This is a genomic window from Niveispirillum sp. SYP-B3756 (assembly GCF_009495745.1).
GTDB lineage: Bacteria > Pseudomonadota > Alphaproteobacteria > Azospirillales > Azospirillaceae > Niveispirillum.
In genome coordinates this window covers 618,978-631,429 of sequence record NZ_WIDQ01000001.1, presented here as the reverse complement: position 1 = coordinate 631,429, position 12,452 = coordinate 618,978, and the positions used below count along the sequence as shown (strand labels likewise).

The 12,452-nt window shown below is 64.3% G+C and carries 8 protein-coding genes and 1 CRISPR repeat array (1 of these 9 only partly in view); of the genes, 3 read left to right on the top strand and 5 right to left on the bottom strand.

The window, feature by feature from the left end:
- A CRISPR array of direct repeats spans nucleotides 1–746; the repeat unit is 28 nt; unit sequence GGTCCATCCCCACGTGTGTGGGGGAGCC (it extends 747 nt beyond the left edge of the window).
- Between the two features lie 100 nt (nucleotides 747–846).
- Entirely contained in the window at nucleotides 847–1,662 is an 816-nt protein-coding gene (locus GE253_RS03010) for a hypothetical protein (protein WP_153202611.1), read from the bottom strand.
- Between the two features lie 94 nt (nucleotides 1,663–1,756).
- On the bottom strand, nucleotides 1,757–2,974 hold the full coding sequence (locus tag GE253_RS03005; RefSeq protein ID WP_153202610.1) for a glycosyltransferase family 4 protein: 1,218 nt from the start codon (nucleotides 2,972–2,974) through the stop codon (nucleotides 1,757–1,759).
- A 12-nt stretch (nucleotides 2,975–2,986) separates the two neighbouring features.
- Between GE253_RS03005 and GE253_RS03000 the strand changes: the two genes are divergently transcribed.
- Entirely contained in the window at nucleotides 2,987–3,760 is a 774-nt protein-coding gene (locus GE253_RS03000; RefSeq protein ID WP_153202609.1) for an alpha/beta hydrolase, read from the top strand.
- 208 nt (nucleotides 3,761–3,968) lie between these two features.
- Nucleotides 3,969–5,660, top strand: a complete 1,692-nt coding sequence (locus tag GE253_RS02995; RefSeq protein ID WP_173012462.1) for an ATP-binding protein — start codon at nucleotides 3,969–3,971, stop codon at nucleotides 5,658–5,660.
- Nucleotides 5,661–5,810: 150 nt separating this feature from the next.
- Here GE253_RS02995 and xth read toward each other — a convergent pair whose 3' ends face one another.
- Both xth and GE253_RS02985 read right to left on the bottom strand, forming a co-directional pair.
- Complete coding sequence (xth, locus tag GE253_RS02990; RefSeq protein WP_348770765.1) at nucleotides 5,811–6,605, bottom strand: exodeoxyribonuclease III; 795 nt, start codon at nucleotides 6,603–6,605, stop codon at nucleotides 5,811–5,813.
- Nucleotides 6,606–6,679: 74 nt separating this feature from the next.
- Nucleotides 6,680–7,708 carry a hypothetical protein gene (locus GE253_RS02985; protein WP_153202607.1) on the bottom strand — a complete coding sequence of 343 codons (1,029 nt, stop codon included), beginning with the start codon at nucleotides 7,706–7,708 and terminating at the stop codon, nucleotides 6,680–6,682.
- A gap of 245 nt (nucleotides 7,709–7,953) precedes the next feature.
- On the opposite strand from GE253_RS02985, the gene ilvD reads away from it, so the two are divergent.
- A complete protein-coding gene (gene ilvD, locus GE253_RS02980; protein WP_348770764.1) occupies nucleotides 7,954–9,813 on the top strand; it encodes a dihydroxy-acid dehydratase in 1,860 nt (619 codons plus the stop codon).
- A gap of 65 nt (nucleotides 9,814–9,878) precedes the next feature.
- Here ilvD and gyrB read toward each other — a convergent pair whose 3' ends face one another.
- On the bottom strand, nucleotides 9,879–12,428 hold the full coding sequence (gene gyrB / locus GE253_RS02975; RefSeq protein WP_153202606.1) for a DNA topoisomerase (ATP-hydrolyzing) subunit B: 2,550 nt from the start codon (nucleotides 12,426–12,428) through the stop codon (nucleotides 9,879–9,881).
- Nucleotides 12,429–12,452: the final 24 nt, after the last annotated feature.

Here is a 12,452-nt window from a genome sequence, read left to right as displayed (position 1 = left end):
TGTGTGGGGGAGCCCTGCACCCGGCACAACCCGGCGTGTGGTGCAAGGGTCCATCCCCACGTGTGTGGGGGAGCCCCGCCATTGTCCATCATCATCCGCCATGCCGCGGGTCCATCCCCACGTGTGTGGGGGAGCCTTCGGGTTGTTGACCGCGCCATGATCTAGCACGGGTCCATCCCCACGTGTGTGGGGGAGCCGTCGCGGCGCAAGCTCTTGATACCAGCCATAATGGTCCATCCCCACGTGTGTGGGGGAGCCGGCAGAAAATGATGAAGTTCGGACAAAGGCGAAGGTCCATCCCCACGTGTGTGGGGGAGCCATAGGTCGGGCCAAATGCCGGGATGTTGGTCAGGGTCCATCCCCACGTGTGTGGGGGAGCCATCACCTGGGCCTGTCAGCACTGGCGGAACGGGGGTCCATCCCCACGTGTGTGGGGGAGCCTCGCGGTAATTGCGGTTGATGTCGCCAATATAGGGTCCATCTCCACGTGTGTGGGGGAGCCTTGGTCGTGCGCTGGGAAATGGAAGCATAAGAAGGTCCATCCCCACGTGTGTGGGGGAGCCCCGGGCAGGTCCAGCACCTCATAGAGCCGGGCAGGTCCATCCCCACGTGTGTGGGGGAGCCTTGATCCTAAGTATCTGATGGTGCCCTTCCAACGGTCCATCCCCACGTGTGTGGGGGAGCCCGCCAGATTGAAGACTGGACCCGCGAGATCGAAGGTCCATCCCCACGTGTGTGGGGGAGCCTCTAGGGGGTAGGGGGTTGATATGTTTCACTTGTTCAAGAAAACGCCGCCGAAAAAATCTAACAGATATCTCCTATTGAATGAAGAGGTTTTCGTCGCCTTCACACCCCCGGCGACGCGCAATAATCCGCCAGCGTATAGGCGGTCTTCACCTCGTACTTCGCCCCCGGTTTCAGGATGAACTCGCTGGCGCCATAGCGTTCAAACCCGCCGCCCTGTTTGGGCTTCCAGTCGAAAGTGTAGCCAAGACGGGTCCAGGGGGCGCCGCCTTCCTTCAGGTTCTGGCGCATATTGCCGGAAAACCAGTCCCAATAGGATTGGCGCTCCCCACAGGCCGTATCGCCCGCCGTACAGGTGGGGCGGGACACGGTGCTGGCATCGTCCAGGGTGCAGGTGCCAGCGGTCACATCCGTCAGCGGGCAGGGCCGGGCCAGTTGGGCGGGGTCGATCCACATTTCCACCACCTGGGCATAGGGCACGGCGGGGTTCAGGCCCAGCCATTGCACCACCCGCTGGGTCTTGGCCGCCGCGTCGCCGGCTGCCGCCTGACAGAAACCGCGCAGTTGCGGCACCGCCGTCACCCAGATCTGGCCCCAGCCGCTGGGGCCACCGGTGGGCTTGCCCTCGTAATATTTCTGGTACGAACTGGTGGACATGGTGGAGGCAACCAGCACCTGCCGCCCGGCAGAACCATCGCGCCAGACCAGATCAGGGTTATCCGCCGCGATGCGCAGCAGCCCCGGCCCGATCACCGCCGGCCCCGTCACCGCCACCGCCTGCAGGGAGGCGGCATAGAGATCAGCGGGGGATGCGACTGCGGCTGCGGCGCTGGCCGATGCCTTCACCCCCGATGCCGGTTGCCCGGCGCAACCGGCCAGCAGCACAGCCAGACAAGCAACGATCAGTGACCCACGCATGACCCATCCCCCCGTTGAACGATGATGCGGGACGGGATTATCGACCTTTAATTCAATAACTCAACTGAAAATACCCGTTAAACGGGCAATGAGACTATTTCCCCAGCAGTTCCGCATAGACGGACAGGGTGGCGTGGCACATGCCGGCTTTGGTGAAGTTTTCCCGCACATGGCGCATCCCGTCCATGCCGACGGCCTGGCGCTGCAGCGGGTCCAGGTCCAGGGCGGCGCGGATGGCCTTGGCCATGGCCTCCGGGTCGTTGGGGGGCACCACCAGCCCGGTGGTGCCATCGATCACGGTTTCCTTCACCGCGCCCAGATTGGTGACGATCACCGGGCGGCCCATGGCCTGCGCCTCGGCGATGATGCGGCCAAACGCCTCCGGTTCGGTCGAGGCGCTGACCACCACGTCGGACAGCATATAGGCCGCCGCCATGTCGTTGCAGTGGCCGGCGATGGTGACATGACCGCCCAGGTTAAGCCGGCGGATCTGTTCCTCCAGCTCCTGGCGATATTCGGTGCGGCCCTGATCATCGCCCACCAGCACGGCGCGCACATCGGCACGGCTCAACCGGGCAATGGCATCGATCAGCAGGGTCTGGCCCTTCCAGCGGGTCAGCCGACCGGGCAGCAGCACGATGCGCTGATCCTCCGGCAGGCGCCATTGCTGGATCAATTGCGCCATGCGGGCCTGGCTCACCTTGTCCGGCGACATGATATCCACATCGACGCCGCGATGGATCAGGCGCAGCCGATCCGGCCCCACGCCGTAATTCTGCGCCACATGGTCGTAGACAAAGCCGGAAACGGCGATGATGCGGTCACCCTGCGCCATCACCGAATTGTACCAGCGCTTCAGCCGTGACTTGAAATTATAGGGCGCGTGGAAGGTGGTGACGAAGGGAATGCCGGTGCGCCGCGCCGCCCACATCGCACTCCAGGCCGGGGCGCGGGAGCGGGCATGGATCAGGTCCACCCGATGTTCGCGGATGATCTGCACCAGCTTGTCGGCGTTGCGCCGCATGGTGATGGGGTTCTTGGACTGCACCGGCAGGGTGATGTGCTTGGCACCGTACCGTTCCAGCTCCCGCGCCATCGGCCCACCGGCCGAGACGACGATGGCCGAGCCGCCGGCCCGCTGGACAGCGGCGGCGATATCGATGCAGCCGCGCTCTGCCCCGCCAGTCACCAGGGTGGGGATTACCTGCAAGATGGTGGGCCGCCCGTTGCCGAACAGGGGATACGGGTCCACGGGCGGGTTTACCGCAACATCATCGCTGGCTAGGGTACCGGCGCTATCGGAAATCGACATGGGATGCGACTGATGGGTGACGAAGGGCCGATACATAGCCTGGAAACGGCCAATTCCACCATAGCCTATCGGCGCACGGCAGGGCGGAATCCGGGGCTGGTCTTCCTGGGCGGTTTCCGATCGGATATGACGGGCATCAAGGCCACATCGTTGGAAGCCTGGGCCAGGGAAACGGGCCGCGCCTTTATCCGCTTCGATTATCAGGGCCATGGGGCCAGCGGTGGGGAATGGGAACAGGGCAGCATCGGCCAGTGGCGCGATGATGCCCTGGCCGTGCTGGACCGGCTGACAGAGGGGCCGCAGATCCTGGTCGGGTCCAGCATGGGCGGCTGGATCGCCCTGCTGGTGGCGCTGGCCCGGCCGGAAAGGGTGGCGGGACTGCTGGGCATCGCCCCGGCCCCGGATTTCACCGAACGCATGATCCGGCCCCGGCTGGGGCCGGCGCAGGTGGCAGCGCTGGCGCGTGACGGGCGTTTCATCGCGCCGTCGGCCTATGATCCCGCCGGGTACCCCATCACCCGCCACCTGCTGGAGGAGGCGACGGCCCATCTGCTGCTGCCGGGGCCGATCCCCCTGACCTGCCCGGTGCGCCTGCTGCATGGCCAGCGCGACCCGGATATTCCCTGGCAGACCAGCCTGGAACTGGCTGCGGCGCTGGAAGGCGAAGATGTGCGGGTGGTGCTGGTGAAGGATGGCGACCACCGCCTGTCCCGCGATGCCGATATCGCCTTGATGCTGCGGCTGGCGGGGGAGCTGGCGGAGAAGACCAAGGGTCATGGAACATGACCCTTGAAGGCCAGCGACCGCTGGCCCGCGGGCCCATGCCCGCGTAAGCCAAGGCGGCGGATGCCGCCGCCCGGCACCTGAGGGAACATAGAAATCCCAAGAGCCATGATCCATGGCTCTTGGGATAAGGTTCCACCCGATGGCGGAAACGGCCGGTTTGTGCTACCCATCCTGTATGGTCAGCCCCCTTGCCGTCCCCGTTCGCAGGATGAAGCCATCCGCCGTTCCGCGCGGCCGGGCAGGGATCAACCTGCTCTGTGTCACCCTGTTCTGTGGCCTGTGGCTGCTGATCGGCTGGCAGATTCGCCTGTCTTATGCCGATGCCATTGCCTCTGCCGAACGGGACACCGGCAACCTGACCCGCGCCTTTGCCCAGCATGTCACCCGCACGCTCAGCCAGGTGCAGCAATTGCTGATGGAAGTGGCCGACCGGGTGGCCGCTGACCAGCCGCTGCATCTGGACCAGATGCGCCGCCGGGTGCCGGGCATGGACAGCGTATCAAAATTCCTAGGCGTGCTGGACGGCAGCGGCCGGGTGCTGGATACCACCCGCACCGCCGTGCTGGGCATGGATTTCGCCGACAGCGACTATTTCCAGCGCGCCACCGCGCCCGGCACCCGCGCCATCGGCTTTGGCAAGCCCATTGTCGGTCGCTCCCCCCTGATGTCATCCATCCCCTTCTGGGTGCGGCTGGAAAGGCGCGACGGTACGATACGGGCGGTGGTAGTGGGTGACGTGCTGTCGGAATATTTCTCCGGCCTGTTCAACCAGATGGATCTGGATTTGGGCGGCGTGGCCACGTTGCTGGATATGGATGGCACCATCTATGCCCGTGGCAGCGAGAATCGCAGCGCCGTGGGCGCCACCTTTCCCGGAGCGACCATTGTACGGGCCGCACGGGAGAAGCCGCGCGGGGTGGTGCATGGCCGCAGCACGGTGGATGGAGCGCTGCGCGTTACCAGCTATGAAAGGCTGGAAGGCACCGATCTGGTGGTCTCCGTTGGTTACGAGATGCAGTCGGCCCTGCGCGGGTACCGGACGGCGCGCAACCAGATGCTGGTCCAAGGGCTGATCGGCAGCTTGCTGCTGCTGCTGCTGGCCCTGCTGATCAACCGCTATATCCTGCGCCTGCAGGAGAGCGAGGCGGCCGCTCGGGCCGCGCGGGCGGAGGCGGAACATGCCAGTGCGGTGAAATCCCAGTTCCTGGCCGTGGCCAGCCACGAGCTGCGCACGCCCTTGAATGCCATCATCGGCTTTGCCGAGGTGATGGCGTCCGGCCTGCACGGCCCGCTGGGCCATCCGCGCTATGCCGAATATGCCGATGATATCCATAAAAGCGGGTTGAACCTGCTGGCCCTGATCAATGACACGCTGGATCTGGCCAAGATCGAGGCCGGTCGGATGGAACTCCATGCCGAGCCGGTGGATGTGCGGGCGCTGAGCCTTGAATGCGTGCGCATGTTGCGCGCCCTGGCCGCCGAACGCGGGGTGGAACTGGGGGCCAGCGTGGAACAGCCGGTGCCGGCGCTGGTGGCCGACACGCTGAAACTGCGCCAGATTCTGCTGAACCTGCTGACCAATGCGGTCAAGAACACCGATGCTGGCGGTGCTGTGCGCCTGTCCGCCCTGGCGGATGGGCCTGACCATGTGCTGTTCCGCGTGGCCGATACCGGCTGCGGCATGACGGCGGAGGAAGTGGCCCTGGCGCTGGAGCCGTTCCGCCAGGTGCATTCCCATCTGAGCCGTGACCGGCAGGGCACCGGGCTGGGTCTGCCGGTGGCGCAGGCCCTGGTGGCCCTGCACCGGGGCAGCCTGTCCATCGACAGCCAGCCCGGCCACGGCACCCTGGTCACCGTGCGACTGCCCGCTCGACCGGAAATGATCGGTGAAGGAATTTGAGGCGACAGTGCCGTTCCCGAGCTCCCTCAGCGTCTGTCCGGAAAGTTATCCCGCCTTTCGAAGCCTTGCCCTTTCTCTACCGTCATTCCCGCGAAGGCGGGAATGACGGTTAAGAGATTGGAAAATAACTGAAAGTTCTTGGATCGACTCTCACATCTCCAGATCGACGATCACCGGCACATGATCGCTGGGCTTGGGTTCCCAGCCGCGCGCGTCGCGCAGGATGGTCTGTCCCTTCAGGCGTCCTGCCAGCGGCGGTGTCACCCAGACATGGTCCAGCCGGCGGCCCTTGTCCGACGCGTTCCAGTCCGCCGCGCGATAGGACCACCAGCTGTAAAGCTTGCGGTCGGGCGGCACGAAATGGCGCACCGCGTCGACCCAGTTCAGGCTGTTTTGCAGGGCGGTCAGCTTCTCCACCTCAATCGGGGTGTGGGAAACCACATCCAGCAGCTGCTTGTGCGACCAGACATCATGTTCCAAGGGCGCGATATTCAGGTCGCCCACCAGGATCATCGGCTGATCCGGGGTCCGGTTGGCCAGGAACCATTCCTGCATTTCCGCCAGGAACTGAAGCTTGTGGGCGAATTTGTCATTCACCGCCGGATCGGGGATATCGCCGCCGGCGGGGATGTAGAGGTTATGGATCTCCACCCCGTTTTCCAGCGTGGCCAGCACGTGGCGGCAATCCTCCTTCCCGCAGGAATGGCGGATATCGCTGGAGGAAAAGGGCAGGCGCGACAGGATGGCCACGCCATTATAGCTTTTCATGCCATGGATATGGATATGCTCATACCCGCGTTCCTTGAAGGCATTGCGGGGGAAGGCATCGTCCACCACCTTGGTTTCCTGCAGGCACAGGACGTCGGGGGCCTGTTCGTCCAGCAGCTTCATCACCAGATCGATGCGCAGGCGGACGGAATTAATGTTCCAGGTGGCGATACGCACGGGGGCAGCCCTCTACCGATGTTCGGGAAAAGTTCCCACAAGGCTTACCCGTGGCACCCGCCGCTGTCCACCGGCTATTGCACCGTGGCATTCGCGGGGATGGCGCCCTTGTCCTGTACCACCAGTTTGCGGCCGATCAGCCAGTCGATGGCCTGATTATAATGGCGGCGGGTTTCGGCGCGGTCGCCGCGCGCCATCAGCCGGTGATCGGCCCCCAGCAGCCGCCAGATGGTGACATCATGCCCCCCTGCCACCAGCAGGGCATAAGACGCCTCCATCGCCAGCATGGAGGCGTCCTTGTCCCGCGTGCCGCCCACCAGCAGCAGGCTGGCATCGCTTTTCAACAGCGCCAGCCCCGGCGGTCGGCGCAGGAAGGAACGCCATTGCCGCAGGCTGGAACCCCAGAGGATTTCATCATCCCGGCCCTTGCCATTCATGATGGCGCGCAGCCGGTCGGACATCTTGCCCGCCTCTTCCTCCCGCACCCCGGTCCAGCCGCCGCCGATATAGGCAAAGCTGGTCATCTCAAACAGGATATCCAGGCCGCCGCCGGCGATGATGGCGGCCTTGCCAATCTCAGGGTCGGCTCCCAGCAGATAGGCTGCCATATCCGCCCCTTCCGAATGGCCGAACAGCATGATCGGGGTGGCATCGGGCGGCAGCGTGCGGCGCACATCCGTCAGCACGGCCGACAGCGCCGCCTGCCAGCTGTCGGCCGAAAAATCGGCGATGAAGGCGGGGCTGCACTCATCCCCGCGGTCGGCATCCTCGCCATTATTGAACGGCTTTTCCACCAGCACCGCGTTGATATCCTGCCGGTCCAGAATGATGGTGGCGGCATTGGTGCGCGGCTCCAGGCTGCCATCATCCTCCCGCTCAAACCAACTGTCGCAGCCGGAGCCCTGGATGAACAGGATGGTCGGCTTGTCCGCACCATGATCGGCCCGGTAATAGGTGATCTGCCGCTGGCCCTGCTTTACCACATGGGATGTCAGCCAGGGCATGTCGGCGACCAGCAGCACCTGTGCCGCCGCCGGCAGGGTGGACGCGAGCGATGCCAGCAGCACCGCGCCAAGAAGCCAGCCCCGCCGACCCTGTCCCATTGCCACCGCCTTTTCGTCTTCCGCACCGCACAAAAATTCGCTCAGGAAATTTTCAACAGATAATCGATGGGGAATCCAGCCCCCTTGTGACCATGGGATAAATTATCCTGCCCGCGCTTGACCGGCACCGGGCGCGGGCATACACGGGTTGCAGGAATGTTGGATGCAGAGCCGTCGTTAGATGCGTATTTTTCCATCCAACGATCCACTTTTTTTGAAATCTTGTTACCCAGAGGATAGCCCCCGTGCCTCAGCTCCGCTCCCGCAAAAGCACCCATGGCCGCAACATGGCCGGCGCCCGTGGCCTGTGGCGCGCCACCGGCGTGAAGGACGAGGATTTCGGCAAGCCGATCATCGCCATTGCCAATTCCTTCACCCAGTTCGTGCCTGGCCATGTGCATCTGAAGGATCTGGGCCAGCTTGTAGCCGGAGAGATTGAGGCCGCGGGCGGTATCGCCAAGGAGTTCAACACCATCGCCGTGGATGACGGCATCGCCATGGGCCATGACGGGATGCTTTATTCCCTGCCGTCGCGCGAAGTGATCGCCGATGCGGTGGAATATATGGTGAATGCCCATTGCGCCGACGCGTTGGTCTGCATTTCCAACTGCGACAAGATCACGCCCGGCATGTTGATGGCGGCGCTGCGCCTGAACATCCCCACCATCTTCGTGTCCGGCGGCCCGATGGAGGCTGGCAAGGCGACGGTGAAGGGCAAGGAAATCGCCATCGATCTGGTCGACGCCATGGTGGTGGCGGCCGATGACAAGTATAGCGACGAGGATGTGAAGGTCATCGAACGGTCGGCCTGCCCGACCTGCGGCTCCTGCTCCGGCATGTTCACCGCCAATTCGATGAACTGCCTGACCGAAGCGCTGGGGCTGGCCCTGCCCGGCAACGGCACCGTATTGGCCACCCATGCCGACCGCCGCGCCCTGTTCGTGCAGGCCGGTCACACCATCGTCGATCTGGCGCGCCGCTATTATTTCCAGGACGATGAGGGCGTGCTGCCGCGCAACATCGCCACGTTTGAAGCGTTTGAGAACGCCATTGCCCTGGATATCGCCATGGGCGGTTCCACCAACACCGTGTTGCACCTGCTGGCCGCGGCCAATGAAGGTCAGGTGAATTTCACCATGGCCGATATCGACCGCATGTCGCGCCGCGTGCCCAACATCTGCAAGGTGGCCCCTGCCGTAGCCAATGTGCATATCGAGGATGTGCACCGGGCCGGCGGCATCATGTCCATCCTGGGCGAGCTGGCCCGCGCCGGGTTGCTGCATACCGACGCCAAGCGCGTGGATGCGCCGTCGCTGGCCGATGCGCTGGCCCGTTGGGACATTGCCGTCAGCAACGACCCGGATGTGCAGACGCTGTTCAAGGCCGCCCCCGGTGGGGTGCGCACCACCGTCGCCTTCTCCCAGGCCAGCCGGTATCACGAGTTGGATAAGGACCGGGTGAAGGGTGTGATCCGTTCGGTCGATAACGCCTTTTCCAAGGATGGCGGTCTGGCCGTGCTGTTCGGCAATCTGGCGGAAGAGGGCTGCATCGTGAAGACGGCGGGTGTGGACCCGTCGGCGCTCACCTTCAGCGGCCCGGCCCGCGTGTTTGAAAGCCAGGATGCGGCCGTCTCCGCCATCCTGGGCAACCGCATCCAGGCCGGCGATGTGGTGCTGATCCGCTATGAGGGCCCGAAGGGCGGGCCGGGGATGCAGGAAATGCTGTACCCGACCAGCTATCTGAAGTCCAAGGGGCTGGGCAAGGTTTGCGCGCTCATCACCGATGGCCGCTTCTCCGGCGGCACCTCGGGCCTGTCCATCGGCCATGCCAGCCCGGAAGCTGCCGAAGGCGGCACCATCGGGCTGGTGGAGGAAGGGGACATGATCCTGATCGACATCCCCAACCGCCGCATCCATCTGGATGTGACCGATGCCGAACTGGACCGCCGCCGTGCCGCCATGGATGCCAAGGGCCCAGATGGCTGGAAGCCGACTGCACCGCGCGAACGCTATGTCTCCCAGGCCCTGCAGGCCTATGCGGCACTGACCACGTCGGCGGCCAAGGGGGCCGTGCGCGATGTGAGCCAGCTCTATCGGCGGAAGTAAGAAAGCTGAACAACCGGTGAGGGGGGGAGCTTTCCGTGAGGGTTCGGCAAGCTCCCCCCTCTCCATCAAACGTCCAGGTTCGCCACCTTCAGCGCGTTTTCCTGGATGAAGGCGCGGCGGGGTTCCACCACGTCGCCCATCAGGGTGCTGAACACATCCTCCGCCTCGTCGGCGTGGCTGACCTTCACCTGCAACAGGGAGCGGTTGGACGGGTCCAGCGTGGTTTCCCACAATTGATCCGGGTTCATTTCGCCCAGACCCTTATAGCGCTGGATGGTCAGGCCGTGGCGGCCTTGGTCGATCACGCCTTCGAACAGGGAAGACGGGCCGGTAACCGCGCGCAGATCCTTCAACCGGTGGCGCAGCGTGGCTTCATCGGTATAGGTGGCGGCCAGATGCTCCTGCATCGCGTCCAGGCGGCGGGCCTCCACGCTTTTCAGCAGGTCGCCATCCAGCACATGGCGATGGGTGACACCCCGGCGGGTGCGGGACAGCACCAGGCCGTCAATGCTGGCATCGCCGGTCCAGCCACCGATGGCAGCGGCGTTGGTGTCACTGGCCAGGGCATCGCCACTGGCCACGGCCCGGCGGCGGGCCAGTTCATTCAGCCGGTCGGCCAGCTTCTGCGCCAGTTCCAGCGTGCGCGGCGTATCCTCCAGCAGCTTGGGTGTCAAAGCACCCAGGATGGCGGCCTGTTCCACCACATCGCGGTTGCCGGCCTTGCGGGCCAGGGTCTGCACGGCGGAACGGGCGGCGCGTGCCTGTTCCACCAGCCCGCGCAGATCATCGCCGCCGCGCGGGTCGCCCATCGGGCCGACCAGATAAACGTCATCCGTGCCCTGGCCGATCAGGTAATCTTCCAGCGCCCGATCATCCTTCAGATACCGCTCCTTCGCGGTGCCGCGCTTCACACGGTAAAGCGGCGGCTGGGCGATGTAGAGATAGCCCTTCTCAATCACTTCCGGCATCTGCCGGTAGAAGAAGGTCAGCAGCAAGGTGCGGATATGGGCGCCGTCAACGTCGGCGTCCGTCATGATGATGATCTTGTGATAGCGCGTCTTTTCGATATTGAACTCGTCGCGCCCGATGCCGGTGCCCAATGCGGCAATCAGCGTGCCGATTTCGGCGGAGGACAGCATCTTGTCAAAGCGCGCCCGCTCCACATTCAAGATCTTGCCGCGCAGCGGCAGGATGGCCTGATTCTGGCGGGAACGGCCCTGCTTGGCCGAACCGCCGGCCGAGTCGCCCTCCACGATGAACAGTTCGGACAAGGCCGGGTCGCGTTCCTGACAGTCGGCCAGCTTGCCGGGCAGGCTGGCCATGTCCAGCGCCCCTTTGCGGCGGGTCAGTTCGCGGGCCTTGCGGGCGGCCTCACGCGCGGCGGCGGCTTCCACCACCTTGCCCACGATCTTGCGGGCATCGGCGGGATGTTCTTCAAACCAGGTTGACAGCGCGTCGGCGCAGATGGCTTCCACCACCGGGCGCACTTCCGACGAGACCAGCTTGTCCTTGGTCTGGCTGGAGAATTTCGGGTCCGGCACCTTGACGGAGATGATGCAGGTCAGGCCTTCGCGCATATCATCGCCGGCCAGCGCCACCTTCTCCTTCTTCAGGATGCCGGTTTCTTCCGCGTATTTATTGACCGTGCGGGTCAAGGCAGCGCGGAATCCCGCCAGATGGGTGCCACCATCGCGCTGCGGGATGTTGTTGGTGAAGCACAGCGTCGTCTCGTGATAGCTGTCGTTCCATTGCAACGACACTTCCACCCCGATCGGCACGCCGGCTTCCGATGCGCGTTCGGACTTGGCATAGATACCGGGCTTGTGCAGGGGGGTCTTGGACCGGTCCAGATAGGCCACAAAGGCTTCCAGCCCGCCTTCGTAATAGAGTTCCACCGTGCGTGGTTCCACCCCGCGCGCATCGGTGAACAGGATCAGCACGCCGGAATTCAGGAAGGCCAGTTCGCGCAGCCGGTGTTCCAGGGTCTGGAAATCGAAATCCGTCTTGGTGAAGGTGCCCTTGGACGGCAGGAAGGTCACCTCCGTGCCGGTCAGGTGCTTGCCCTTGCGCGGGCCTTCCGCCACCAAAGGTGCTTCGCCGGCATCGGCCAGCGGGGCCACGGCGTCACCGTGGGAGAAGCGCATTTCCCAAACCCGGCCCTGGCGCCAGATGCGCAGGTCCAGGATTTCCGAAAGCGCGTTCACCACCGACACGCCCACACCATGCAGGCCGCCGGAAACCTTGTAGCTGTTCTGGTCGAACTTACCGCCGGCATGAAGCTGGGTCATGATGACCTCCGCCGCCGACACGCCCTCACCCTCATGCAGATCGACGGGGATGCCGCGCCCATTGTCGCGCACCGTCACCGAGCCATCGGCGTTCAGCCGCACATCCACCTTGTCGGCATGGCCGGCCAATGCCTCATCAATGGCATTGTCCACCACCTCATAGACCATATGGTGCAGGCCCGATCCGTCATCGGTGTCACCGATATACATGCCGGGGCGTTTGCGCACTGCATCCAGGCCTTTCAAGACCTTGATGGAACTGGCGCCATACTCCTCCGACTGCTGCGGGGCCGTGGGTTCGTTGGGGGGGAGATCAGTCTGGTTCATAGGGGCAGAGCTTATCAGAAAGGG

What these genes read in the sequence shown, in the direction of transcription:
- GE253_RS03005 (WP_153202610.1), bottom strand. Translation starts at nt 2,974, where the DNA reads ATGTCGATTTCCGATAGCGCCGGTACCCTAGCCAGCGATGATGTTGCG.
- gyrB (WP_153202606.1), bottom strand. Translation starts at nt 12,428, where the DNA reads ATGAACCAGACTGATCTCCCCCCCAACGAACCCACGGCCCCGCAGCAG.
- GE253_RS02985 (WP_153202607.1), bottom strand. Translation starts at nt 7,708, where the DNA reads ATGGGACAGGGTCGGCGGGGCTGGCTTCTTGGCGCGGTGCTGCTGGCA.
- GE253_RS03000 (WP_153202609.1), top strand. Translation starts at nt 2,987, where the DNA reads ATGGGTGACGAAGGGCCGATACATAGCCTGGAAACGGCCAATTCCACC.
- GE253_RS02995 (WP_173012462.1), top strand. Translation starts at nt 3,969, where the DNA reads ATGAAGCCATCCGCCGTTCCGCGCGGCCGGGCAGGGATCAACCTGCTC.
- GE253_RS03010 (WP_153202611.1), bottom strand. Translation starts at nt 1,662, where the DNA reads ATGCGTGGGTCACTGATCGTTGCTTGTCTGGCTGTGCTGCTGGCCGGT.